Origin of the sequence: Brevibacterium sp. SIMBA_078 (assembly GCF_046534565.1) — a bacterium.
Taxonomy (GTDB): Bacteria; Actinomycetota; Actinomycetes; order Actinomycetales; family Brevibacteriaceae; genus Brevibacterium.
In genome coordinates this window covers 471,709-496,807 of record NZ_JAWRYQ010000002.1, presented here as the reverse complement: position 1 = coordinate 496,807, position 25,099 = coordinate 471,709, and the positions used below count along the sequence as shown (strand labels likewise).

General features: G+C 64.4%; 25 protein-coding genes. 12 read left to right on the top strand and 13 right to left on the bottom strand.

The window, feature by feature from the left end:
- The first annotated feature begins 179 nt into the window (after positions 1–179).
- The 4 genes from SB749_RS10685 (at position 180) to SB749_RS10670 (ending at position 4,010) form a co-directional block, all read left to right on the top strand.
- Positions 180–731, top strand: coding sequence for a gamma carbonic anhydrase family protein (locus tag SB749_RS10685; RefSeq protein WP_410710312.1), 552 nt, complete (start codon positions 180–182; stop codon positions 729–731).
- Positions 732–845: 114 nt separating this feature from the next.
- Positions 846–2,270 (top strand): NAD(P)H-quinone dehydrogenase, encoded by a 1,425-nt coding sequence (locus SB749_RS10680; protein WP_410710311.1) that lies wholly within the window; start codon positions 846–848, stop codon positions 2,268–2,270.
- Between the two features lie 121 nt (positions 2,271–2,391).
- Positions 2,392–2,733, top strand: a complete 342-nt coding sequence (locus SB749_RS10675) for a YciI family protein (protein WP_410710310.1) — start codon at positions 2,392–2,394, stop codon at positions 2,731–2,733.
- Entirely contained in the window at positions 2,733–4,010 is a 1,278-nt protein-coding gene (locus tag SB749_RS10670) for an RNA polymerase sigma factor (RefSeq protein ID WP_410710309.1), read from the top strand. The genes SB749_RS10675 and SB749_RS10670 overlap by 1 nt, the downstream gene beginning before the upstream one ends.
- 73 nt (positions 4,011–4,083) lie before the next feature.
- Here the strand turns inward: SB749_RS10670 and SB749_RS10665 are convergent, their stop codons facing one another.
- The 3 genes from SB749_RS10665 to SB749_RS10655 all read right to left on the bottom strand — a co-directional run bounded on the left by SB749_RS10665 (position 4,084) and on the right by SB749_RS10655 (position 7,784).
- The gene (locus SB749_RS10665; RefSeq protein ID WP_410710308.1) at positions 4,084–5,895 is read right to left on the bottom strand and encodes an acetyl/propionyl/methylcrotonyl-CoA carboxylase subunit alpha; all 1,812 of its coding nucleotides are present in this window, start codon (positions 5,893–5,895) and stop codon (positions 4,084–4,086) included.
- A 123-nt stretch (positions 5,896–6,018) separates the two neighbouring features.
- Positions 6,019–6,756 (bottom strand): Maf family protein, encoded by a 738-nt coding sequence (locus SB749_RS10660; protein ID WP_410710307.1) that lies wholly within the window; start codon positions 6,754–6,756, stop codon positions 6,019–6,021.
- Positions 6,753–7,784: an SGNH/GDSL hydrolase family protein gene (locus SB749_RS10655; protein WP_410710306.1), complete on the bottom strand. Its 1,032-nt coding sequence runs from the start codon at positions 7,782–7,784 to the stop codon at positions 6,753–6,755. The genes SB749_RS10660 and SB749_RS10655 overlap by 4 nt, the downstream gene beginning before the upstream one ends.
- Positions 7,785–7,848: 64 nt before the next feature.
- On the opposite strand from SB749_RS10655, the gene SB749_RS10650 reads away from it, so the two are divergent.
- Entirely contained in the window at positions 7,849–9,255 is a 1,407-nt protein-coding gene (locus tag SB749_RS10650; RefSeq protein WP_410710305.1) for an AI-2E family transporter, read from the top strand.
- Between the two features lie 52 nt (positions 9,256–9,307).
- Here SB749_RS10650 and greA read toward each other — a convergent pair whose 3' ends face one another.
- Both greA and SB749_RS10640 read right to left on the bottom strand, forming a co-directional pair.
- Entirely contained in the window at positions 9,308–9,802 is a 495-nt protein-coding gene (greA, locus tag SB749_RS10645; protein WP_101546580.1) for a transcription elongation factor GreA, read from the bottom strand.
- A gap of 258 nt (positions 9,803–10,060) precedes the next feature.
- Positions 10,061–10,486, bottom strand: a complete 426-nt coding sequence (locus tag SB749_RS10640; RefSeq protein ID WP_410710304.1) for a DUF4307 domain-containing protein — start codon at positions 10,484–10,486, stop codon at positions 10,061–10,063.
- A 123-nt stretch (positions 10,487–10,609) separates the two neighbouring features.
- Between SB749_RS10640 and mca the strand changes: the two genes are divergently transcribed.
- Both mca and SB749_RS10630 read left to right on the top strand, forming a co-directional pair.
- Positions 10,610–11,620 (top strand): mycothiol conjugate amidase Mca, encoded by a 1,011-nt coding sequence (gene mca, locus SB749_RS10635; protein WP_410710303.1) that lies wholly within the window; start codon positions 10,610–10,612, stop codon positions 11,618–11,620.
- A complete protein-coding gene (locus tag SB749_RS10630; protein WP_410710302.1) occupies positions 11,617–12,000 on the top strand; it encodes a hypothetical protein in 384 nt (127 codons plus the stop codon). The genes mca and SB749_RS10630 overlap by 4 nt, the downstream gene beginning before the upstream one ends.
- 113 nt (positions 12,001–12,113) lie before the next feature.
- Here the strand turns inward: SB749_RS10630 and trhA are convergent, their stop codons facing one another.
- Positions 12,114–12,899, bottom strand: a complete 786-nt coding sequence (gene trhA, locus SB749_RS10625; protein ID WP_410710301.1) for a PAQR family membrane homeostasis protein TrhA — start codon at positions 12,897–12,899, stop codon at positions 12,114–12,116.
- Between the two features lie 103 nt (positions 12,900–13,002).
- On the opposite strand from trhA, the gene SB749_RS10620 reads away from it, so the two are divergent.
- Both SB749_RS10620 and SB749_RS10615 read left to right on the top strand, forming a co-directional pair.
- On the top strand, positions 13,003–13,764 hold the full coding sequence (locus SB749_RS10620) for an isoprenyl transferase (RefSeq protein WP_410710300.1): 762 nt from the start codon (positions 13,003–13,005) through the stop codon (positions 13,762–13,764).
- 211 nt (positions 13,765–13,975) lie between these two features.
- On the top strand, positions 13,976–15,283 hold the full coding sequence (locus SB749_RS10615; RefSeq protein WP_139466815.1) for a PhoH family protein: 1,308 nt from the start codon (positions 13,976–13,978) through the stop codon (positions 15,281–15,283).
- Positions 15,284–15,363: 80 nt separating this feature from the next.
- On the opposite strand, the gene SB749_RS10610 is transcribed toward SB749_RS10615, so the two are convergent.
- The 3 genes from SB749_RS10610 to glpX form a co-directional block, all read right to left on the bottom strand.
- The gene (locus SB749_RS10610; protein WP_410710299.1) at positions 15,364–16,767 is read right to left on the bottom strand and encodes a class II fumarate hydratase; all 1,404 of its coding nucleotides are present in this window, start codon (positions 16,765–16,767) and stop codon (positions 15,364–15,366) included.
- A gap of 91 nt (positions 16,768–16,858) precedes the next feature.
- Positions 16,859–17,485: a carbonic anhydrase gene (locus SB749_RS10605; protein WP_410710298.1), complete on the bottom strand. Its 627-nt coding sequence runs from the start codon at positions 17,483–17,485 to the stop codon at positions 16,859–16,861.
- Positions 17,486–17,545: 60 nt separating this feature from the next.
- On the bottom strand, positions 17,546–18,670 hold the full coding sequence (glpX, locus tag SB749_RS10600) for a class II fructose-bisphosphatase (RefSeq protein WP_410710297.1): 1,125 nt from the start codon (positions 18,668–18,670) through the stop codon (positions 17,546–17,548).
- Between the two features lie 198 nt (positions 18,671–18,868).
- Between glpX and SB749_RS10595 the strand changes: the two genes are divergently transcribed.
- Positions 18,869–19,438, top strand: coding sequence for a DUF4245 domain-containing protein (locus SB749_RS10595; RefSeq protein ID WP_410710296.1), 570 nt, complete (start codon positions 18,869–18,871; stop codon positions 19,436–19,438).
- Positions 19,439–19,477: 39 nt separating this feature from the next.
- Here the strand turns inward: SB749_RS10595 and SB749_RS10590 are convergent, their stop codons facing one another.
- Both SB749_RS10590 and xseA read right to left on the bottom strand, forming a co-directional pair.
- Positions 19,478–19,717: an exodeoxyribonuclease VII small subunit gene (locus SB749_RS10590; protein WP_062861443.1), complete on the bottom strand. Its 240-nt coding sequence runs from the start codon at positions 19,715–19,717 to the stop codon at positions 19,478–19,480.
- A 52-nt stretch (positions 19,718–19,769) separates the two neighbouring features.
- Positions 19,770–21,077, bottom strand: coding sequence for an exodeoxyribonuclease VII large subunit (gene xseA, locus SB749_RS10585; protein ID WP_410710295.1), 1,308 nt, complete (start codon positions 21,075–21,077; stop codon positions 19,770–19,772).
- 91 nt (positions 21,078–21,168) lie between these two features.
- Between xseA and SB749_RS10580 the strand changes: the two genes are divergently transcribed.
- Complete coding sequence (locus tag SB749_RS10580; RefSeq protein ID WP_410710294.1) at positions 21,169–22,185, top strand: 4-hydroxy-3-methylbut-2-enyl diphosphate reductase; 1,017 nt, start codon at positions 21,169–21,171, stop codon at positions 22,183–22,185.
- A gap of 6 nt (positions 22,186–22,191) precedes the next feature.
- Here SB749_RS10580 and SB749_RS10575 read toward each other — a convergent pair whose 3' ends face one another.
- Positions 22,192–23,388, bottom strand: coding sequence for a DNA recombination protein RmuC (locus SB749_RS10575; protein WP_410710293.1), 1,197 nt, complete (start codon positions 23,386–23,388; stop codon positions 22,192–22,194).
- Between the two features lie 72 nt (positions 23,389–23,460).
- On the opposite strand from SB749_RS10575, the gene ychF reads away from it, so the two are divergent.
- A complete protein-coding gene (gene ychF, locus SB749_RS10570) occupies positions 23,461–24,546 on the top strand; it encodes a redox-regulated ATPase YchF (protein WP_410710292.1) in 1,086 nt (361 codons plus the stop codon).
- 23 nt (positions 24,547–24,569) lie between these two features.
- Here the strand turns inward: ychF and SB749_RS10565 are convergent, their stop codons facing one another.
- Entirely contained in the window at positions 24,570–24,959 is a 390-nt protein-coding gene (locus SB749_RS10565) for a VOC family protein (RefSeq protein WP_410710291.1), read from the bottom strand.
- Positions 24,960–25,099 lie beyond the last annotated feature (140 nt).

Sequence of the window (25,099 nt, the reverse complement as noted above, 5' to 3'; positions counted from 1 at the left end):
TCCGGCAGTGTGAAATTTCTGACAAGAATTTTCCCCATTGTCCTGCTATGAGGGCGATCGCGCAAATCGGTCCGCGATTCGTCTTTTCGGGCCTGTCGGAGCGTCTCCGCCTAGACTGTCAGGCACATGCAGACAGCAGGTGAATGCACCCAGACATCTTGTGAACCAATGGAGGATTCATGACCAACGATCTCGCCAGCCCCCGCATCGTCTCCGTCGGCGGCCACACACCGCAGATCGACCCGGAGGCGTTCGTCGCAGCCGGTGCCACTCTCGTCGGAGATGTGCACGTGAAGAAGGGCGCCAGCGTCTTCTACGGCTGTGTTCTGCGCGCCGAAGCCGCCCCGATCACGATCGGTGAGGACTCGAACGTGCAGGACAACACCGTCATGCACACCGACGCCGGCAAACCCGTCGTCATCGGCGCCCGCGTCTCCATCGGCCACCAAGCGCTCGTCCACGGTGCGATCGTCGATGATGATGTGCTCATCGGCATGCACTCCACAGTGCTCAATGACGCCTATATCGGCAGCGAGTCCCTCGTCGCCGCGGGCGCCGTCGTCCTCGAAGGCACGCAGATCCCCGCACGGTCGCTCGTCGCCGGTGTGCCTGCGAAGGTGCGCAGGGAGATGACCGACGATGGAGTGGAGAAGGTCCGGCAGAACGCACAGTCCTATGTGCGTCTGTCGACCCTGCACAAGGACACCGCCGAGGTGGTCGACCCGAGCTGATCGGACCGCAGCCGGACCGATTGCGGACCGGCCCGAACCGGTCCCAAAGGAACCATTCGGTCGGTTCCCAGGGGGCCGTTCGCAAGCATCGTGGCGATTTGAGACAATCTGTATGTGAACACTGAATTTGATTCCACTGCAGATCGCGTCGTCATCATCGGCGGCGGCCCCGGCGGCTACGAAGCCGCGCTCGTCGCGGCTCAGCTCGGTGCCGATGTCATGCTCATCGAGCAGAATCGGTGCGGTGGTTCCGCCGTGCTCACCGACGTCGTGCCATCGAAGTCGCTCATCGCCACCGCGGAGATGATGGACGAGATCGAGCGCTCCGACGGGCTCGGAATCCGGATCGCGAACACCGAGGACACCGAGGCAGTTGCGCGCCGAGTCACCGCTGACCTCGAAGCTGTCAACAAGCGCATCCTCTCCCTCGCCGACGCTCAGGCCAACGACATCTACGAAGGCCTCATCCGAGCCGGTGTCAAGGCCATCCAGGGCACAGCGACCCTGGCCGGTCGCGACCAGGTCCATGTCGTCGAATCCGGCGGCACCGAGTACACCCTCGAGGCCACCACGATCCTGCTCTCGGTCGGCGCCCACCCGCGTGAGCTGCCCAGTGCACAGCCCGATGGCGAGCGGATCCTCACCTGGACTCAGCTCTACGACCTCGACGAACTGCCCGAGCACCTCATCGTCGTCGGCTCCGGTGTCACCGGTGCCGAGTTCGCTTCGGCCTACCGGGCATTGGGCACCGAGGTGACCCTCGTGTCCTCGCGTGAGAAGGTCCTGCCCGGCCAGGACGAGGACGCAGCCGATGTGCTCGAGTTCGTCTTCCGCAACAAGGGCATGAATGTCCTCTCCCGCTCCCGCGCCGCCTCGGTGACCCGCACCGACGACGGAGTCGAAGTGGTGCTCGCCGATGGTCGCCGTGTCGAGGGATCCCACTGCCTCATGGCCGTCGGTTCGATTCCGAACACCGAAGGTCTCGGCCTGGAGAAGGCCGGTGTCCGGGTCAGCGAATCCGGACACATCGTCGTCGACGGTGTTTCGCGGACCTCTCGGGCCGGAATCTACGCGGCCGGTGACTGCACCGGTGTGCTGCCGTTGGCCTCGGTGGCGGCGATGCAGGGGCGGATCGCCATGAACCACGCGCTCGGCGACGCCGTGCAGCCGCTCAAACTGCGCAATGTCGCATCGAACGTGTTCACCGCACCCGAGATCGCCACCGTCGGCTTCACTCAGCAGAACTACCGCGAGAACCCGACGGACATCGACACCGTGATGCTGCCGTTGGACACGAACCCGCGCGCCAAGATGCTCGGCATCGAGGACGGCTTTGTCAAGATCTTCGCTCGGCGCGGATCCGGCTCCATCCTCGGCGGAGTCGTCGTCGGCCCCCGAGCCAGTGAGCTCATCCTGCCGATCACCATGGCAGTGGAGAACCGGCTGACCGTCGATCAGCTCTCCGCCTCCTTCGTCGTCTACCCTTCGGTGAGCGGTTCGCTGACCGAAGCGGCACGGAAACTCCACCGTCACCTCTGAATAGTCGAATCGACGATCGCAGCAAAGTTTTTCTCCGCAGCTGTCGATCCGGTCGCTCCTCGACCGTCATCATGGTGTCAGGCCGCCCGGCATGACATGAGGAACGACGAAGGAGAACGACATGAAGTACGCACTTCTGCTCATGGGACGCACACAGGATCCTGACTGCGGTGAGGACGGCGGAGCGGATCCAGCCGAATTCATGGCATTCGACAAGGAGATCAGCGAGGCGGGGATCGTCGTCGGCGGCTTCGCCCTCGAGGGACCCGAACTCGGGGTGCGGGTGAGCGGATCCGGAGGCGAATCGCTTGTCACCTCGGGCCCGTTCGCCGAATCGAACGAGTTCGTCGGCGGCAGCTACGTCATCGACGTCGCCGATATCGACGAGGCGATCGCCTGGGCGAAGAAGAGCCCCGGAGCCAAGGCCGGACACATCGAGATCCGTCCGGTGGCCGACTACTGATGGATCCCGACCCCGATGCGGCCGCCCGCGTCCTCAGCGCCATCGGCGAGGAGGACTACGGGCGGCTGCTCGCGGCGCTGGTCACCCGGTTCCGTGACTTCGATCTCGCCGAGGAGGCCCTCCACGACGCCGTGCTGCGCGCGGTCGAGACATGGCCGGGCAGGGGAGTGCCCGAACGCCCACAGGCGTGGCTGATGGCCACGGCGAAGAACCGCGCCATCGACCTCATCCGCTCCGATGACGTGCGCACCCGGCACCTCGCCCGCCTGCGCATCGAGGACGAGCTGCGTCCGGGCGACCACGACGATCACGCGGAGCGCCTCGGCGAGGAGATGGATGCCGCGGATCTGCCCGACGAGCGCCTCGGACTGTTCTTCACCTGCTCCCACCCGACTCTGCGCGAGGACGAACGCATCGTGCTCATCCTGCGCTTCCTCTCGGGGCTGACCGCCGCCGAGGTGGCCGCCGGGTTCCTCATCGAGACCGCGACGATGCAGCAGCGGATCGTCCGTGCCAAGCAGCGGATCCTCAAGACCGGGATTCCCTTCGGCCGCCCAGCGCCCGATGAACTCGGCGACCGGCTGCCCGGAGTGCTGCGCGTCCTCTATCTCATCTTCACTCAGGGCATCAACGCCACTGCAGGACCCGCACATTCTCGAGTCGATCTGCAGCACGAAGCCATCCGGCTGACCCGACTGCTCGTCGGATACCTGCCCGAGCAGACCGAAGCCCGTGGCCTGCTGGCTCTGCTCCTGCTCACACGGGCACGTGAGACCGCTCGTGTGACGCCGGATGGCAGGCCGGTGCCGCTGGCCGAGCAGGACCGCAGCCTATGGGACTCACGCCTCATCGCCGAAGGGACCGGACTCGTCGATGCGGCCGCCGGCGAATCGGGAGCCGGGGCTTTCACCATCCAGGCGGCGATCGCGGCCCTCCACGCCGACGCCGCGCGATTCGCCGACACGGACTGGAAGCAGATCCTCGTGCTCTATCGGATGCTGTCCGACCTCGAGTCGTCGCCGGTCGTCGCTCTCAATACCGCGATCGTCCTCGGACAGGTCTCGGGTCCCGAGGCGGCCATGAGCGCCCTCGACGAACTGGCCGACGATCCGCAGCTGCTGCGTTACAGGCCCTTCCACATCGCGCGGGCGATCACCCTCGACGAACTCGGTCGCACAGCGGAGGCCGAGGACGCCTATGCCGCGGGTCTGGAATGTCCCGGCAACGATGCGGAATCCGAATACATCACTGCCCGGATCACCGATCTTCGACGGTGATCCGGGCAGGGACTTCTGTGTTCGTGACTCCTGACCGCAGGCCGGAGCGAACGGAGGCAGGAGCGGGAGCGGCTCAGGCGGCGAAGCGGATGATCGCCTCACCGGACTTCACCGGGGCGCCTGCGTCGACGAGCACCTCGGAGACGGTGCCGGAGTGGCCGGCCTTGAGCGGCTGTTCCATCTTCATCGCCTCGATCACGGCAAGGGTGTCACCGGCTTCGACGGTGTCACCGGGGCTGACGGAGACGGAGACGATGGTGCCCTGCATGGGAGCGTTGAGCGCATTCGAGTCGTCGGCGATCTTCGCGCCCTTGCGGCTGCTCAGCCCGCGCTTGCGCCGCGGCACGCTGGGGCTGGGAACATGACCGAGGTCCGAGATGACGTCCTTGGGGACCGAAACGGTCATGCGGCGGCCATCGACCTCGACCACAACGCTGAAGCTGTCGGTTGCAGTACTCATCTGTTCTCCTAGCTGTGGATCGACAAGCGGATTGACGAAAGCGGTTTCGAGCCAGTTGGTCCAGACCTTGAAATCGGTGGCGAAGGCCTGTTCGTTCACGAGCACCCGATGCAGCGGCAGCAGCGTCGAGACACCCTCGATGCGGTATTCGGACAGGGCCCGGCGTGCTCGGGCCAGGGCCTCATCGCGGGTGGCGCCGGTGACGACGAGCTTGGCCAGCATCGGGTCGAAGTCCGTGCCGACGACGCTGCCTTCGCCGATGCCGGAATCCAGACGCACTCCGGGACCCGAAGGCGCACGGTAGTTCTTCACCGCGCCGGTGGCGGGGAAGAACGTCGTGGGGTCTTCGGCGTTGATGCGGAACTGGAAGGAATGTCCGCGCACGGCAGGGAATTGGTCGGGCAGGGCCTCGCCCGAAGCGATGCGCACCTGCCAGCCGACGAGGTCGACCCCGGTGACCTCCTCGGTGACGGTGTGCTCGACCTGGATGCGCGCGTTGGCTTCCATGAAGATGATCGTGCCGTCCTCGCCGAGGAGGAACTCACACGTCGCGGCGCCGACGTAGCCGACGTGGGCGAGCAGGCGTGCCGAGGCTTCGGAGACGATGCGCTCCTGTTCGGCGGTGAGGAACGGAGCGGGTGCCTCCTCGATGATCTTCTGGTTGCGGCGCTGCAGAGTGCAGTCACGCGTGGACACGATCCGCACATTGCCGTGGGCATCGGCCAGGCACTGGGTCTCGAGGTGACGGGGGCGCACGATCTGCTTCTCGATGAGGCACTCACCGCGTCCGAATGCGCTCTGTGCCTCGCGGGTCGCCGCAGTATAGGCGGCTTCGAGATCCTCGGCAGCAGCGCAGGCGCGGAAACCACGCCCGCCTCCGCCGTGGACGGCCTTGACGACGACGGGGAACCCGATCCGGTCGGCCACCTCGGCGGCCTCTGTCAGATCGGCTACGGCGCCGTCGGAACCGGGTGCGACGGGAGCGTCGACGGCCTCGGCGACGGCGCGGGCTCCGGACTTGTCACCGAGGAGTTCGATCGCCGCCGGGGGAGGACCGACCCAGATCAGCCCGGCATCGATGACGGCCTGCGCGAACTGTGCGTTCTCGGCCATATAGCCGTAACCGGGGTGGACGGCATCGGCGCCGGAGCGCTTGGCCAAGGCGAGGATCTTCTCGATGTCGAGATACGTCTCCCCGGCTCCGGAACCGTCCAGCAGCCACGCGTCGTCGGCGAGTTCGACGAAGTCGGCATCGGAATCGGCGCGGGTGTACACGGCGACGGCCTTGATGCCGAGGTCGTGGGCGGCCCGGATGATGCGCAGAGCGATCTCACCGCGGTTGGCGATGAGGACTCGGCGGACGGCCCCGGTCGGAACAGTGGTGCTCAGTGCCGAGGTCGTGGAGTCGGGGAGGACTGTGGTCATGGTGCTCCTTTGTATGATCACAGAACAATTTAGAGAACAGCACCAAGGGTTTGTAGGACAGCGATAAAAAATTGGGACGAGAACTTCAATGTCCTCGGGCGTGTCACCGGACCAGGGTCGAGTCTACCGCTTGAGAGCCCACAGATCGGGCCAGAACAGGCCCATGTCGGTGACCAATTCGCGTACGACGGGCAGACTGAGTCCGAGCACGGTGAGATGGTCGCCGTCGAGCCGGTCGACGAAGGCCCCACCATAGCCGTCGATCGTCAGCGCCCCGGCCACGTGGAAGGGCTCTTCGGTGGCGATGTACGCTTCGAGTTCCTCCGTGCTGGGTGCGCCGATGAGCACCGAGGTCGCCGACCGCTGCGAGCGCAGAGCGCTGAGATCGAAGGGTGCCGAGTCCGTTCGATCGGCACGGGCGGGGCTGTCACCGCTGCTGTCAGCTCCCGTTCGTCCGGCTGTGCCGTTCGCCGGCTGTGTCCGCGTGAGCACGGCGACCGTATGGCCCGAATGGAGCTGAGTCCATTGACCGGCGATCGCCGACCACACGTCGCGAGTGCGTTCGGCCGTTCCCGGTTTGCCGATGGCCTGTCCGTCGAATTCGAGCAGGGAGTCCCCGGCGATGACGACCACGGTGTCCGCGCCGTGAAGTGTCGGGGGAGCAGACGCGATGATCCGGTCGATGACCGCACGAGCTTTCGCCTCCGACAATGCTGTCGTGAGTTCGCCGACGGAGCCGGTGAAATCGTCCTCGATGGCACGTTCGTCGACCTCGGAGACGATGATGACCGGGTCGATTCCGCCGTCCCGGAGGATCTGGCGACGTGAAGGAGACTGGGAGGCGAGGACTACGGGGATCACGAGGCGGCTTCCGAACGATTCGGGACCGTTTCGGTGCCGGCGTCTTCTGTCACTGCCGCTTCTTCGGCATCTGGCTGCGCCTCGGGGTCGGTCTGGGTCTCGTCATCCGAATCGTTCTGGGCAGCAGATTGCGCCTCGGCGCCGGGGACCAGTTCGTGTCTGCGGGCGGTTTCGCCCTTCTCGGGGATGTCGAGGCTGCGGTCGACGATGATCGGTGCATCGATGCGTTCGGCGATTGCGGCCAGTAGGGTCGAGGACAGTTGCGCATAGCCGAGTTCGCTGGGGAATCGGCCCGAGTCGTTGAGCAGAGACCGGCGTGTCGTTCCGCTCAGCGATCCGGTCGACCGCAGCGGGACCGCACGCGCGGCCAGGGCGGCCAGCCATTGAGAGCCGGCGAGGACCCGCGAGGTCCGGCGCAGCGACGTCTTGAGCGGATCGCGCAGTCCCGGCAGACCGCCGAGATTGGGGCAGACGAGAACGAACACGGTGTAGCGGCCCTCGCGTTGGAGCCGATTGATGGCCTGATTGAGCACGGGAACGCCGATGGTTGCCTGGATCGGGTGGATGATGTCGCCGGTGCCGATCGAGATGATCGCGAACCGACGGTCCTCGGTCCAGTGGTCCGAGAGCTGGCGGGAAAGCCACGGCGAACGCAGGACTTCGTCCACCTGTCGATGCAGATCATCCGACAGCGCCGAGGGGCGGGCGGTCGTCTGGACCCGGACGGTGGTGCCGAGTATCCGCGCAAGTCCGCGGCCGATGAGAGTCGGGGGTGCCTGCTCCGGGTCGACATCGACCCCGCACAGCCAGGAGTCGCCGATGATGGCCAGCGCCGCGGAGTCGTCATCGTCGTTGTCACGTGGGGCGGCGATCGCCTCGGTGAAGGTGGAGTAGCGACGGTTCTTGTCGTCGTCGAAGGAACGGCGCAGCGACCCGGCCTGATGGCGGAGCAGTCCCGCCGCCGAGGCACCCGCGCCGACGACGGTCGCCCCCATCGTCGCCAGCGTATAGATCAAGCGTCTTCCCACTGATTTCCCTCCTCCGGCGTCATCATTGCACCTTTGTCAGTGCATCAACAACTATTGTTGAGTCATGAGCGAAAACGATCAGCAGCATCCTCCGAACCGATTCCGAGGGGCATGGGAGGCGTTCCGGCGCGGACGCGAGTCCTCCCGCTCCGAGTCCGAACCCGAGGTGACCCCGTCGCAGGCGGTCAGTCCCGAGGAGATCGCACTCAGCCGAATCGAAGCCGAGGCCAAACCGTATGTGGCTCCGGGTCTCAAGCTCGCCGCCGCGTGGTCGTGGCGGTCGATCGTCGTGCTCGTGGCGATCGGTGTGGCCCTGTGGCTGCTGTCGAAGATCTCCAGTGTCGTCCTGCCGGTGCTCATCGCTCTGCTGCTGGCAGCGCTGCTCGCGCCCCTGACCGGATGGCTGCGGAAGAAGGGCATGCCTCGAGGCGGGGCCGCGGCGATCTCCTTCATCGGGTTCATCGTCGTCGTCCTCGGACTCTTCGGCCTCGTCGGTCAGCAGATCTATTCCGGCATGCCCGACCTCGTCAAACAGGTCATCGCCGGTGTGTCCGGAATCAGCGGCTGGCTGGCTTCGAGTCCCTTCGGCATCGACGCCACGACGCTCTCGAGCTATATCGACGAAGCTATCAAGACCGCGACGAACTTCTTCCAGAACAACAGCAGCCAGCTCCTCGGCGGTGCCCTGGAAGCCACCTCCTCGGTGGGCACCTTCCTCACCGGTATGGCCGTGTGCCTGTTCGCGACGTTCTTCTTCCTCTACGACGGACAGAACATCTTCAGGTGGGTGATGAACCTGCTGCCGGTCCCGGCCCGTCCCGTCGCCACGGGAGCCGCTCTGAAGGGGTGGACGACCCTCGTGCAGTACGTGCGGGTCCAGATCCTCGTCGCCGCTGTCGACGCGATCGGCATCGGCATCGGCGCAGCGTTCCTGGGGATCCCGCTGGTCATCCCCATGACGGTGTTGGTCTTCCTCACCTCGTTCGTCCCCGTCGTCGGAGCCATCGCCTCCGGTGCGGTCGCCGTGCTGGTGGCATTGGTCTCGAACGGTCTGGTCAGCGCGGTCATCATGCTCGCGGTTGTCATTGCCGTCCAGCAGATCGAAAGCCAGGTCCTCCAGCCGTTCCTCATGGGCAAAGCCGTGTCCGTTCATCCGCTGGCTGTGATCCTCGCAGTCACCGGCGGCGGCTTCCTCTTCGGCATCGTCGGCGCTCTCTTCGCCGTTCCCCTGGTGGCCGTTCTCAACAGCGTCGTCAGCTATATCGTGCGCACGAACGCCGGTGATTCCGAGGACACGGAGGACGACCCTGAACGTGACCCGGACGAACGCGAGGCCACAGCGGTCCTGGAGACGGCGAAGGAACGGCTCACCGATGCCGTCCACGAGTCCGCGGAAGACGAACGTGCATCAGGTTCCGGTTCGAGCGACTCCGGCGTTTCAGGAACGAAGGGCTCGCCTGATCCGGAGTGAATAGAGAAGTGGGCGGGTGCGATCGCACCCGCCCACTTCTAATCGGTCTCGATCAGCCGGTGAAGGCTTCGACGGAATCGACCTTGACCTCGATGGTCTTGCCGTTCGGAGCCTCGTATGAGGTCTTGTCGCCGGCCTTGACACCGAGGACAGCCGCTCCGAGCGGGGACTTCTCCGAGAAGACGTCGATATCGGAGTCTCCGGCGATCTCGCGGTTGCCCAGCAGGAATCGCATGGAGTTGCCGGCGACGCTGGCGGTCACGACTGTTCCGGGCGCCACGGTCTTGCCGTCGCTGTCGCTGGAGCCGACCTTCGCGTTCCGCAGCAGCACCTCGAGCTGGCGGATGCGTGCTTCCTGTTTGCCCTGCTCATCACGCGCTGCGTGATAACCGCTGTTCTCCTTCAAGTCACCCTCGTCGCGGGCGGCTTCGATCTTCTCAGCAATCTCTGCACGACCCGGTCCGGAGAGATGCTCGAGTTCCTTCGACAGGCGGTCAAAGGCTTCCTGGGTCAACCATGTCTCTTCCTGGGTGACTTCCTCGGTCATGACTTCTCCTTCTTCGGTCGGTGCACTGACGGGCGTGTCAGGCAACGAAAAAAACCGGGCGTATGGGCACGCCCGGAAGTTGAATGAAACTACAGTGTAACGCATCTGCGGAGAAAAACGATGAGTTCGATCACGTCCCCGGCGGTGAGTCGGAGCTTCGCGACCGCTAGATGCGTCCTCGTGCGAGAACTATTCGAAGGTTCTCTAGACCCGACTCCTGTGCTTCCACCAGGCGACCGTTGCGGTCGAACGTTCGGCCTATTCGAACCAGCAGGAGTCGACGTGGCCGGAGGCGGCCAGCTGAGTCGTGGCCAGGTCCACATCGAGGCGCTTCGGCGAATTCGGATCGGCGTTCGGATCGGCGGGAACGGTCACCTCGGTGAAGCCGACGATCGCTTCGTGCTCATTCGTGGCCTGGACGATGCAGTGCACGCCGCGTTTCTGATCAGGAAATATTCCGACGGTGACGCGCGTTGAAGAATCGTCGACAACCGAATAGTCAAGAGTGCGCGGTGTTGTGGGATTCGTCTGCGGGCGGAATGCCCAGACGGCGATGACGGCGACCACCATGGCGAGGACGACGACGGCGATGATCTTCGCCCGACGGCTCAGATTCCGCTTGGGTTTGCGAGTTCGGCCGTAGCGATCGTCGTGCAGTGGTGGTGCCACTGTTACCTCAGTCATTGAATTCCTCTTTAAGTACTTCGCGCACTAATCTAGAGTAGTCGATCCTCTGCCGGCGATCATGTCAGCCGCAGCGCCGGCAGCAGGTGGCCACCAGGCTGAATCGAAAGGGACATTTAGGATATGACTTCGCTTCCGTACCATGGGCTGCGCCTGTTGGCCGTCCATGCCCACCCCGACGACGAATCCTCCAAGGGTGCGGCAACGAGCGCGAAGTACGCTTCACTGGGTGCCCGGGTGCTCATCGCCACCATGACCGGTGGCGAGGCCGGTGACATCCTCAACCCCGCTCTGCTGCAGAGCCCGAAGGCCAGCCGCGACATCGCCGGTCTCCGTCGTGAGGAGATGGCGACCGCTGCCGCAGCCCTCGGCGCCGAACATGTCTGGGTCGGTCACGTCGACTCGGGACTGCCCGACGGCGATTTCGACAACCAGACTCCTCCCGGATGCTTCTATCGGGTCCCCGACGAGGTGGCGATGCTTCCCCTCGTGCACATCATCCGGACCTTCCGTCCGCAGGTGGTGACCACCTACGACGAGCTCGGCGGATATCCTCACCCCGACCACATCAAGAACCACGCCGTGACCATGGCCGCCGTCGAAGCCGCCGCAGATGCGACCTCGCATCCCGAGCTCGGCGAACCGTGGCAGGTGCAGAAGATCTACTTCAACCAGGACCTGTCGGCGAAGAAGTGGATCACGATCCACGAGAAGATGCTCGAGGCGGGACTCGAGTCCCCGTTCGCCGACCACCTCGAGGATTTCAAGAAGCGTGACAACCAGCGCCACAACTGGCTGAGCACCCGCATCCCCTGCTCCGAGTTCTTCTCCGCCCGTGATCGCGCGCTGCTCTCCCACGCCACTCAGATCGACCCCGAAGGCGGTTTCTTCTCCGCGTCGCGCAAGGCAGCTCGCACGTATTGGCCGACAGAGGAGTTCGAACTGGCTCTTGACCTCACCGGTCGTGAGCCGCTGAACCGGGAGCTGGACTTCCAGGAGACCGATCTGTTCGCCGCCGTGACCTTCGATGACGGACGTCGCGTTCCCGATGAGGGAATGCTCCCGGACTCGCCGGCCGCCGAAGACCTCGACGCTGATTCCGCCGTCCCGACCGAAAGCGACACCCGCGCATGATCTTCGCGTCCTCTCCAGCCCCGACTCCGGACGGAGGCACACCGGACCCGGATCTGGTGACGCCCGGAACCATCGGCTTCCTGGCCACCCTCGCCATTGTCATCCTGACGATCTTCCTCATCCGGGACCTCATGCGTCGTGTCCGTCGGGTGCGGGCGCACTCGAGCGCCAGCGACGCCTATCCGATCCCGCTGCGCAGGCATGTGGTGCCCAACCAGTCGAAGCTCTCAGGGCCGGAGACACTCGAAACGGAGACCGTTGACAGCGAATCCGACGCAGCCGTCGACACCGGACCGTCCGATTCAGATCGCCGAGGCGGCTCGACGGAGGAGCCGATCGATTCCTCCGAGCCCTCCGACGAACGGAATGAACGAGCCTGAGGCTCTGAATCCTGAACCCTGAACTCTGGGGCCCGAGGTCCTGACCTGACAGACAACGGCGCGATCACCGATCGGTGATCGCGCCGTTGTCTGTGGGCTCAGTCGAATGGAGCTCAGTAGGCTGCGACGGCGGCGATGATGAGCGCAGCGAGGTGGCAACCGTAGCCGAGGATCGTGAAGATGTGGAAGATCTCATGGAAGCCGAGCCACTTCGGTGAGGGGTTCGGCCGCTTGATCCCGTAGATCACCGCGCCGGCGATATAGCACACGCCGCCGAGGACGACGAGGAGTCCGACAGGGAAGTTCGTGTCCCAGATCTGGGGAATGTATCCGACTCCGGCGACGCCGAACCCGACGTAGATGGGGACGAAGAGCCACCTCGGCGCGGTGGTGAAGATCGTACGGAAGGCCGCGCCGAGTGCGGCGGCACCCCACAGCACGGACAGCAGGAGGACTGCCTGGTCGGTACGGAGCATCAGCACTGCCAACGGTGTGTACGTGCCGGCGGTGATGAGGAAGATATTCGCGTGGTCGAGCCGCCGCAGGACGAGGCGGACGCGGGTGCGCCAGCGGCCGCGGTGGTAGACGGCGGAGGTGCCGAAGAGCAGCATGCCGGTGACGGCGAAGATCGCGGCGGCGATGCGCGACTCGATGGTCGGGGAGATGATCACCAGGGCCAGGCCGCCGAGCATCGCCAGAGGGAACGCCCCGGCGTGGAACCAGCCGCGCAGCTTCGGCTTGACCTGTCCCGCCAGCTTGGTCAGTTCGGCGCGCAGTGCTGAGCGGCGACGGGCGATGCGGTGGTCGTCGGCGGGCGGACCATCATCCGCACCTGCTGAACCGACCGGACCGGAGCCGTCGGGAACGACCGGAGAGGAATCGGTGAGCGAAGCATTCATAGCTCCATAGTAGCCAGCGGACCTGAGGCCTCATTCAGCATCGTCGGCTAGTAGTCTGTACAGTATTCGAACCGACCAACGACCCATGTGGAAGAGGACAGCTGTGGCGCGACCCGTGAACCTGCTCTATCGGCTGTACGAGCGACGGCTCAAACGTGAGCTCGACAAGTCGGTTCCGGTTCCTCGTCACGTCGGAGTCATCACCGACGGCAACCGTCGATGGGCCAAGGAGTTCGGCGCGACGACCGCTGACGGTCACCGTGCCGGAGCGGCGAAGATCGTCGAGTTCCTCGGCTGGTGCCACGAGATCGATGTCGAGATCGTCACTCTCTACGTTCTGTCCAAAGAGAACCTCGCCCGGTCGGCAGAAGAGGTGTCGATCCTTATCGAGATCATCTCGGATCTGGTGGAGAAGATCGCAGCTCTCGACGGAGTCGGCGTCCAGCTCGTCGGTGATCTCGACATCGTTCCCCCGGATCTGCGTGCCCGCCTCGAAGCGGTGACGACGACCGAGGACTGTGGAATGCGCGTCAACGTCGCCGTCGGCTACGGCGGTCGGCAGGAGATCGTCAATGCGGTGAAGTCCCTGCTGCGCACACGGACCGACAACGGCACGGACCTGGAGTCGATCATCTCCGAACTGTCGCCGGAGCAGATCGGCGAACACCTCTACACCAAGGGCCAACCCGATCCCGACCTCATCATCCGCTCCTCGGGAGAGCAGCGACTCTCCGGGTTCCTCATGTGGCAGAGTGCCTATTCGGAGTTCTACTTCTGCGAAGCCTATTGGCCGGACTTCCGCCGCACGGACTTCCTCCGAGCTGTGCGCGACTACGGTCTGCGGCAGCGCCGCTTCGGCAAATAGACCGTACCCGCCGCCGGTGAGACCTACCGGTCGTCTGACGGCGGAATCCCGCATTCACTCGAAGTTCATGACCCCGACTTGCCCGAGCACGCGTGCCGCTACCGCCTGCGGGGGCGAACCGGGTTAGGTTGGCTGTAGTTGGTCGACACCAACCCGAGATCGGGGGATGTCAGAACCGGATCTCGGCGGAACTCACGCCTCAGAGGTCCTCATGGCTGAAAAAGTCCACACCTACGTTCTCGACACCTCGGTGCTGCTGTCGGATCCCGGAGCACTTCTGCGCTTCGCCGAACACCACGTCGTCATCCCGCTCATCGTCGTCTCCGAACTCGAGGGCAAACGCAATCATCCCGAACTCGGATTCACCGCGCGCAAAGCCCTCCACATCCTCGACGACTTCCGTTCCGACTACGACCGATTGGATCAGCCCATTCCGGTCGGTGATGCTGGCGGAACACTGCGGGTCGAGCTCAACCACATCGACGCCTCCACGATGCCGGTCGGCTTCGACCGGACGGAGAACGACACCCGCATCCTGGCCGTGGCCCGCAACCTCTCTGCCGAAGGCTGTGACGTGGTCGTCGTGACCAAGGACGTGCCGATGCGAGTGAAAGCTTCGGCCCTGGGTCTGCACGCTGAGGAGTATCTGGCGGAGCTTGCCGTCGACTCCGGGTTCACCGGGATGAGCGAGCTCGGCCTCGACGACGAGCAGATGAGCGAGTTCTACGATTCGGGGTCGGTCGTCACCGAGGATGTCTCCGACGAGGTGGTCAACACCGGGGTCGTCATCACCTCACCGCGCGGATCCGGACTGGGACGGGTGCGCAGCGGCAACCGAGTGTCGATGGTGCGCGGGGATCGTGACATCTTCGGCGTCCACGGACGGTCGGCGGAACAGCGGATCGCCATCGACATGCTGCTCGACGATGCCCTGGGGATCGTGTCGATGGGAGGGCGAGCCGGCACGGGGAAGTCCGCGCTGGCCCTCATGGCGGGTCTGCAGAAGGTGCTCGAGGAGAACAAGCACTCGAAGATCATGGTCTTCCGTCCCCTCTACGCCGTGGGCGGGCAGAACCTCGGTTACCTGCCCGGCAGCGAAGGGGAGAAGATGAACCCCTGGGCGGAGGCCGTGTTCGACACCCTCAGTGCGCTGGTGAGCAAAAACGTCATCGACGAGGTGGTCAACAGGGAGATCCTCGAGGTGCTTCCGCTCACCCACATCCGCGGACGGTCCCTCCACGATGCGTTCGTCATCGTCGATGAGGCACAGTCGTTGGAGCGCAATGTTCTGCTGACCGTGCTCTCACGCATCGGAATGAACTCGAAGGTGGTGCTCACCCACGATGTCGCCCAGCGCGACAACCTGCGAGTGGGCAGGCATGACGGAGTCGCCGCGGTGATCGAGAAGCTCAAGGGCCACGAACTGTTCGCGCACGTCACGCTGACGCGGTCGGAGCGGTCGGAGATCGCCGCCCTGGTCACCGATGTGCTCGAGGAATTCGACCCGTTCCGGTCCTGAGCCTCTGAACGGATCGACAGCGTGAAACGGCGCCCGGACGAAATCGTCCGGGCGCCGTTGCGATCTGTCAGATCGGAGGCTTACTTGTAGCTGCCGATCATCGTGGTGACGTCGAGGGCCTTGTCGAGGTCAGCCTCGGTGATGGAGCCGTTCTCGACGAAGCCGAGAGCGATCGTGGCTTCCTTGACGGTCATCTTGTTGGCCACGGCGTGCTTGGCGATCTTCGCCGCCGCCTCGTAGCCGATGACCTTGTTCAGAGGGGTGACGATGGAGGGGCTCGCCTCGGCGAGGAAGCGGGCACGCTCCTCGTTGGCGGTGAGTCCGTCGATCATCTTCTCGGCCATGACGGTCGAGGCATTCGCGAGCAGGCGGATCGATTCGAGCAGGTTCGAGGCCATGACGGGGATGCCGACGTTGAGTTCGAACGCGCCGTTGGTCGACGACAGCGACACGGAGGTGTCGTTGCCGATGACCTGGGCTGCGACCTGAATGGTGGCCTCGCAGATGACCGGATTGACCTTGCCGGGCATGATCGACGAACCGGGCTGCAGGTCGGGGATGGCGATCTCGCCGAGGCCGGTGTTCGGTCCCGAACCCATCCAGCGCAGGTCGTTGCAGATCTTCATGTAGCCGTAGGCGATGGTCCGCAGCTGACCGGAGGCCTCGACGAGCCCATCGCGGTTGGCCTGGGCCTCGAAGTGGTTGCGAGCTTCGGTGATCGGCAGTCCGGTCTCCTCCGCGAGGATCTCGACTACGCGTGAGGAGAAGCCGTCGGGGGTGTTGATGCCGGTGCCCACAGCGGTTCCGCCCTGCGGGACCTCCGCCACGCGCGGCAGGGAAGCCTCGATGCGCTCGATTCCGTAACGGACCTGAGCTGCGTAGCCGCCGAACTCCTGACCGAGAGTCACCGGAGTGGCATCCATGAGGTGGGTGCGTCCGGACTTGACGATGGAGGAGAACGCCTTCGCCTTCTTCTCCAGCGAAGTCGCCAGGGTGTCCATGGCCGGGATGAGCGTGTTGACCAGGGCCTTGGTCACGGCCAGGTGCACCGAGGTGGGGAAGACGTCGTTCGACGACTGCGAGGCGTTGACATGGTCGTTCGGGTGGACGTTGACTCCGTCGGCTTCGAGCGCCTTGGTCGCCAGCGAGGCAAGGACCTCGTTGGTGTTCATGTTCGACGAGGTTCCCGAACCGGTCTGGAACACGTCGATGGGGAAGTGGGCGTCGAATTCGCCTGCAATGACCTGATCGGCGGCGTTCTGGATGGCTGTGGCGCGGGCTTCGTCGAGCACGCCGAGTTCGGCGTTGGCCTTCGCCGCGGCCTTCTTCACCTGTGCCAGTGCGGCGATGTGGGCTGATTCGAGGGTCTTGCCCGAGATCGGGAAGTTCTCGACGGCACGCTGGGTCTGTGCGCTGTAGAGGGCGTCCTTGGGGACTTTGACCTCGCCCATGGTGTCGTGTTCGATGCGAAATTCTTCGGTCATTGTTGTCCTTTCCGTTGGGTGCCTGGGAAATGATTGCGGAGCTCAGGCTCGTTGGGAGACTGAACGGCTGACCACCGAAGTGGCCGGTCGCTCAGGAAGCATAGGTGGAGACCGCGGCCTCGTCGCCTCCGTACTGCGCGACGACCGTGGTGTGGCCGTCGTGGAGTTGGTAGGTGAGTCCGACGATGATGAGTCGGCCCTCGTCGACGGCGGTCTTGATGATCGTGGACAGCTGCATGATCTTGTCGACCGTGTCCATGGTGTTCTGACCGACGGTCTCGTTGATCGTGGTGCGCCCGTTCTTTCGGGCCCGGGCCACCGTCGGCAGGATGCGGGCGACGACGTCGGAGATGAATCCCGGGGGAGTCTCACCTGAGTCGTATGCGTTGTAGGCGGCGGTCACGGCCCCGCAGCTGTCGTGGCCGAGCACGACGAGCAGGGGAGTGCCGAGCATCTCGACTCCGTATTCGAGAGACCCCAAGGTGACAGGGTCGACGACCTGTCCGGCATTGCGCACGACGAACATGTCACCGAGGCCGACATCGAAGATCATCTCCGCGGCGACTCGGGAATCCGAGCAGCCGAAGAGAGTGACGAACGGGGTCTGGCTGCCCGACAGCGACTCACGTCGTGCCGTGTCCTGGTTCGGGTGCTGAGGGACATCGTCGACGAAACGCTGGTTTCCCTCGAGGAGTCGCTTCCACGCCTGATTGGGCATTGCTTTCGCACCTGCTTCCGAGTTGTGTGTATCGCGCCCGGGACCGGGTGCGTTTGGAGGTCAGACCAGTCCGCGGCGTGCGGCTTCTTCGGCGGCCTCCACGTAGGAGTGGGTCTTCGCGGCCTGGTGCTCGGCGAAGACCTGACGGACGGTTCCCGACTTCGACCGCATCACCAGGGAATGTGTGGTGACGTGGCTGCCCTGGAACTTCACACCGTCGAGCAGGTCGCCGTTCGTGATGCCCGTGGCGACGAAGTAGCTGTTGTCACCGGTGACGAGGTCGTCGGTGTTGAGCACCTTGTTGACGTCGAGGCCGGCCTTGGCGGCGGCTTCGCGTTCGGCGTCGTCCTGCGGCCACAGACGGCCCTGGATGACTCCGCCGAGTGCCTTGATGGCGCAGGCGGTGATGATGCCCTCGGGGGTGCCGCCGATGCCCATGAGCATGTCGACGCCGGTTCCCGGACGGCAGGCGGCGATGGCTCCGGCGACGTCGCCGTCGGTGATGAGCTGGATGCGGGCTCCGGCGGCGCGGATCTCATCGATCATCTGCTGGTGGCGGGGGCGGTCGAGGATCATCACCGTGACCGAGGCGGGATCCTTCGTTCCCTTCGCCTTGGCGACGCGGCGGATGTTCTCAGCGATCGGCAGACGCAGATCGACGGCGTCAGCGGCATCGGGTCCGGTGACGAGCTTCTCCATGTAGAACACGGCAGAGGGGTCATACATCGCACCGTCTTCGGTCACAGCCATGACAGAGATCGCATTGGGCATGCCCAGAGCGGTCAGGCGAGTGCCGTCGATCGGGTCGACAGCAACATCGCAGTGCGGTCCGCCGCCGTCGCCGACCTGCTCGCCATTGAAGAGCATCGGAGCTTCGTCCTTCTCACCCTCGCCGATGACGACGGTGCCGGCCATGCGGACGGTGGAGATGACATTGCGCATCGCGGCCACGGCTGCTCCGTCGGCTGCGTTCTTGTCGCCGCGGCCGACCCAGGGGGCGGCGGCGATGGCCGCGGCCTCGGTGACTCGGACGAGCTCCAGAGCCAAGTTGCGGTCGGGAGCATCCGACTCGACCTGAGCCTTCTGCGACCATGAGTCGGTCACTGCGACAGGCGGAGCCTCCTCATCAACTCGTCCTCGGTCATGGTGAGATTTCACGTCAACAGGCTCATTGGAGTCACTCATGCTTCCAATTGTGCCACCCCTGTGATCGGGGTCGCGACAGCGGTGCCTGCTTGTGGCCGCAGTCACGTCCTCGGACCGGAATTGGCCCTTCGCGCGCGAGCCGAGGACAATGGCGGTGTGAATGTCCGAAATGCTGCCGACGAGACGGGTACTCGAACGGTCGTCGACGAGACGACGCCGAGTCCTAGGGGAGAGTCCATGGCTGATGAGTCCGGAGTGATGCTGCCGGGTTCCCGGGAAGAGATGCGCTTCCTGCGCAAGAACTCGAACTGGGTCAATATGGTCATCGCGATCCTCGCCTGTCTCGCAGTCGCCGTCGGGATCCTGTTCCTCGCCCCGCAGCCCGAAGTCGACTCAGAACGTGTCGTCGACTATCAGGGGATCGCCGAGCAGTCCCAGGGCAACGCCGAGTTCGACCTCATCGTTCCGCAGATCCCGCGCGGATGGACGTCGAACGAGGCCAGCCTCGATCGTATGGGCGACTCCGAATACACCTCGTGGTACATGTCGTTCATCGGCCCCGACGACCAGTGGGTGAGCATCGAGCAGGCCGAAGCCAGCGCGAACTGGGCGAAGCGGAAGACCGACGAGGCTGTCGCTGCCGAGAAGGTGACAGTCGGCGGTGCTGACTTCCAGATCTACCGCACTGAAGAGGCGAAAGAATACTGGGTCACGCACAAAGGCGATATGTACGTCGTTCTGACTGCCACCGCTGCGCCGGACACCGTCAACAGCTTCGCCGATCAGGTGGCCGCCGAACTCAAGTGATCGCGGCGGCCCTGGCTGAACTTCGGCTGACCCGGAGACCTATTCGGTGTCGTCCGAGGTCTCCTCACGGGCCTTGTCAAGGCGCTCCCGCGCTCCATCGAGCCACGACTGGCACCGGTCGGCGAGAGCCTCGCCGCGCTCCCACAGCCGCAGTGACTCTTCGAGCGGCAGGTTGCCGGTCTCCAAACGCTTGACGGTCATGACGAGTTCTTCGCGGGCCTGCTCGTAGCTGAGCGTGCTGATATCGGGTTGGTCCTGTTGTGTCGTCGGTTCGGTCATCGGTGTCTCCTTCGCAGAGTGTGTGGAACGTGTACAGAGTGTGGAAACGTGGTCAATCGTCGGTTGTCGGTTCGCCGGTCTCCGGAGTGACCTCGGTGATATCGGCGTCGAAACGACCGCGAGCGACCCGGACATGGACGCTGTCGCCGGCGGCGACCTCGGCGGCGTTGCGAACGGCCTGACCGTCGTCGGTCTGGACCACGGCGTAGCCGCGCTCCAAGGTCCGCAGGGGAGAGAGGGACCTGGCTTGTGAACGGAGATGCTGGATCTCGTTCTGAGCCTGGATGAGCAGTCCGTTCGTCGCCTGCAAGCTGCGGCGGCGGATCGTCGTCAGTTCGTTCTCATGCGCGGTGATCATCGTCTGCGGTTCGGCAAGCACGGGCCGTGAGCGCACGGCGGTGAGCATCTCCTGCTCTCGGTCGAGGATGCGGTTGACGGCGGCATCCAATTCGGCACGAGCACGCAGCAGATTCATGCCTTCTTCGGCGACGTCCGGCACGATCCTCTTCGCAGCATCCGTGGGTGTTGACGCCCGCAGGTCCGCGACGTCATCGAGAATGGGCCGGTCGGCCTCGTGCCCGATCGCCGAGACTACCGGTGTCTGCGCGGCTGAGACGGCACGGACGAGGGCTTCGTTGGAGAACGGCAGGAGGTCTTCCATGCTGCCGCCGCCGCGGGCGATGACGATGACATCGATCTGCGGGTCCGCATCGAGCTCGGCGAGGTTCTTCATCACTCCCGGCACGGCATCCGGTCCCTGCACGGCACAGTTGCGGACTTCGAATTCGGCGGCAGGCCAGCGCAGATGCACATTGCGGATGACGTCCTTCTGCGCATCCGAATCCCTCCCGGTGATCAGTCCGATCCGGTTCGGCAGGAACGGCAGGCGCAGCTTCCGGTTGGGATCGAAGAGCCCCTCGGCGCCCAGCTGCTTCTTCAGTCGTTCGAGGCGTGCGAGGAGTTCACCGAGGCCGACGGCGCGGATATCGTTGGCCCGCATCGTCAGCCGGCCGGTCTTCGTCCAGAAATCGGCTTTGAGATTGGCGACGACGTGGCTGCCCTCGGTGAGAGGAGCCCCGGTGCGGTCGAGGACGTTCTTCCAGATCTGGACCGGCAGAGACATCTCGACATCGGTGTCGCGCAGGGTCAGATAGCTGGCCTTGCCGCGATGGTTGAGCTCGACCACCTGCCCTTCGATCCACACGCTCGACATGCGGTCGATATAGGACTTCATCTTCGAAGACAGCAGACTCAGCGGCCACGGATTCTCCGCCGTGGTCTCGGCTGCGGTGGCGGCGAGCTCTTTCGGCTCGGCCGTTTCGCCGAGCGTGCCGGGAGTGCCGGAAATTCTTTGCGCCATTTAAGTCCCCTTCCGAATCCCAAGCCTAACGAACGGCACTGACGCAGCCCATTCCTGGCCGCAGTCGATGCCTCCGGCTTAGACTGAACGGGTGAGCGTCGTTTCAGTACCTGCCCCGACCATTCCGCGCCGGCGTCTGGCACCTGGCGAGATCCGCACTCCGGTCAATGCTGACAAGAGGGTGCTGCTGGCCGCACCGCGCGGCTACTGTGCCGGCGTAGATCGTGCCGTGATCGCCGTCGAACGCGCCCTCGAGCACTTCGGCGCACCGATCTATGTCCGCAAGGAGATCGTGCACAACCGGCATGTCGTCGAGACCTTGTCCGAACGCGGGGCCGTCTTCGTCGATGACACCGCTGAAGTCCCGGAAGGTGCTCGGGTCGTGTTCTCCGCCCACGGAGTCTCACCGGCCGTGCACATCGAGGCTGCCCAGCGTTCGCTGTCGACGATCGATGCGACATGCCCGTTGGTGACGAAAGTCCACAAGGAGGCCATCCGGTTCGCCCGGGACGGCTTCCGCATCCTCCTCGTCGGCCATGCTGGACACGAAGAGGTCGAAGGGACCATGGGAGAGGCCCCGGACCATATCACTCTGGTGCAGAACCCCGAGGAGGCGCGCACCATCGAGGTGCCTGACGCCGAGAAGCTGGTGTGGATCTCCCAGACGACACTGAGCGTGGACGAGACGATGGAGACCGTCGAGATCCTGCGTAAGCGCTTCCCACATCTGCAGAACCCACCCAGCGATGACATCTGCTATGCCACACAGAATCGACAGGTTGCAGTGAAGAAGATCGGGCCCGAAGCGGATCTCGTCATCGTCGTCGGGTCGGCGAACTCCTCCAATTCCGTCCGCCTCGTCGAGGTCGCCCTCGAACACGGGGCGAAGGCGGCTCACCGTGTCGATTTTGCTCGTGAGATCGACGAGACGTGGTTCCACGACGTCGCCACCGTCGGAGTCACCTCCGGGGCGAGCGTTCCCCAGAACCTCGTCCAAGACGTGTTGCACCTGCTGGCTGACTACGGTTTCGACACCGTCGAAGAAGTCGTCACTGCCGAAGAGGACCTCATCTTCTCGCTGCCGAAGGAACTGCGCAAACTCGGCTGACGATCCTCAGTCCGTCCCCGTCTGCCGATCACGCAGATGAGTCGGTCCGCGATCATCGAAGTCCATGGCTCGCGGCCGACTGAGCTCCTCGGCGCTGACGCCCCGAGCGCGAGTATCGAGTTCGGCCACGGCATCGAGCTCATCGGCGACGATGCCGGTCGACGGGAACTTCCTCGCGGTGACGAGGAACCGGGACTCCAAGGACGAGACGAACCGGTTGTAGTCCTCGACCGACCGATCCAGACTGGCACCCATCCGAGACACATGAGACACCAGCGTGCCGACGCGTTCGTAGAGTTCCGTGCCCAGCCGCAGCACTTCGGCCGCCGAGGTGGACATGTCGGCCTGCCGCCAGTTGAGTGCCACGGTCTTCAGCAGCACCAGCAGAGTCGCCGGTGATGCGAGGACGACGTTCTTGCCCAGCGCATGGTCGATCATCTTCGGGTAGCTTGCCGCAGCTGCCGAGAGCAGCCCGTCGGTGGGGACGAAGCAGACGACGAAGTCAGGGGAGGAGTCGAACGCCTTCCAATACTCCTTCGACGCCAGAGCATCGACGTGGCGCAGCAGCGCACGGGCATGGTCCTGACCGCCCGTGCCAGAGTCGGCCGCCTCGCCGGAGTCCTCGTTCATCCGCGCCGACAGAGGAGTCTTCGCATCGATGACGATCGTGCCGCCGCCGGGCAGACGGACGACCATATCGGGGCGGTGGCGCTTACCATCACGGTCGGCGCTGACCTGGGTGTCGAAGTCGACGTGGGGGAGGAGACCGGCATATTCGACGATGCGTCTGAGTTGGACTTCGCCCCAATCTCCACGATGGGTCGTCGAATTCAAAGCGTTGGCCAGTGACCCGGTGGACTCCTGGAGACGGAGGTTCTGTTGGCTGAGGTGCCCGATCTGAGAGTTCAGTCGGGTGATCTGTTCGATCTGCGTGCGGTCCTGAGAGTGCAGGTTCTCCTGCAGATTCTTCACGCTTGCCGCCAACGGCCCGATGGCCGCGGTGATCTCACCGGCCATCTGAGCGTCGGCCTCGAGATCTTCTGTGCGCTGGGACAGGATGCGTGATGTGGTCTCGGCGCGAGTGAGTCTCTCGAGGTACCGGGACCGTGTGAGGGTACGTCCGAGGAGGAACCCGAGGGCGGCGGCGAGGACGATCGCCACGATGAAGCCGATGATGACTGCGGCAGCGGGGAAAGCATTCATGGTCCCAGGGTGACAGAGGGCACTGACACGAGAATTCGAGGACCACCTCGGCGACGGCTAGACTTGGATACCGTGGCTTTGACTATTGGAATCGTGGGACTGCCCAATGTCGGCAAGTCGACCATGTTTAACGCACTGACCAAGAACCAAGTTCTCGCGGCGAACTACCCGTTCGCGACGATCGAACCGAACGTGGGCGTGGTCCCTCTGCCGGACGAGCGGCTGACGCGACTGGCGGAGATCTTCTCTTCCGAACGCATCCTCAATGCCACCGTCGACTTCGTCGACATCGCCGGCATCGTGCGCGGCGCCTCTGAGGGCGAGGGCCTGGGCAACCAGTTCCTGGCCAACATTCGTGAAGCCGATGCCATCTGCCAGGTCATCCGCGGATTCGTCGACGACGACGTCGTCCACGTCGACGGCAAGATCAGCCCAGCCGATGACATCGACACGATCAACACCGAACTCATCCTCGCCGACCTGCAGACGCTGGAGAAGGCGCGGCCGCGGATCGAGAAGGAAGTCAAGGGCAAGCGCGCACCGGCCGAGCAGCTGACCGCGATCGACGCCGCCACTGAGATCCTCGAAGGCGGGCGGACGCTCTACCAGGCGATGCAGGCCGACAAGTTCGACGTCAGCGCCCTGCGTGAGCTGCAGCTGATGACGGTCAAGCCCTTCCTCTACGTGTTCAACGTCGACGACGAGGTGCTCGCCGACGAGGACAAGAAGAACGAGATGCGCGCCCTCGTGGCACCGGTCGAAGCGATCTTCCTCGATGCGAAGTTCGAGTCGGAACTCGCCGAGCTCGACGAAGAAGAGGCCCGGGAGATGCTCGAATCGACCGGTCAGGAGGAGAGCGGACTCGACCAACTCGCCCGCGTCGGCTTCGACACTCTCGGTCTGCAGACGTATCTGACTGCCGGTCCCAAGGAATCCCGTGCGTGGACGATTCCGAAGGGCGCCACCGCCCCCGAGGCGGCCGGAGTCATCCATACCGACTTCCAGAAGGGATTCATCAAGGCCGAAATCGTGTCCTTCGATGATCTCGATGCGAACGGTTCGATGGCTGCCGCGAAGTCCGCCGGCAAGGTCCGGATGGAAGGCAAGGACTACATCATGGTCGATGGGGACGTGGTGGAGTTCAGGTTCAACGTATAGCCTCCTGTGGCTTGAACGTCTGGTCAGTTCAGGGCCTGCACGACCTGAACCAGGTGCCCATCGGGGTCCTCTACCCAGGCGATGAGTAGCCGGTCAAGCCACGTCTCCGGTGACTTGATTGGCTTCGCGCCGAGATCGATCAGCCGGGCGTAGCCTGCAGGTACGTCGTCGGTCCAGAGGATCACCGCCGCGCGCTGGCCATTGGCGATCGGGTTGAGGCTGTGGTCTTCGCGGGTACTGGTCTCCGTCGCGAGTCCGATCCGGTACCCGTCCAAGACGAGGTCGACGTGAATCGGTGTTCCGGTACTTGGAGTGCGGAATGCCTCTTTGAAGCCGAGCGCGTTGTAGAACGCGGCAGCGCGGTTGATGTCGCGCGTGAACAGGACGATCTGTGGCGTTCGGAAGAGTGCCATCCGTCAATTCTTCCGTACCCCGGGTTGTGCCGCAACGAGTCACCTTCCGGACACGGGCTCAGTGCTCTCGCCGAGCGTCCGCAAAGGTTGCTCTGTATCGGGACGTGGTCGAGTTCGGGTTTAGCGTCTAGCGTTAATGA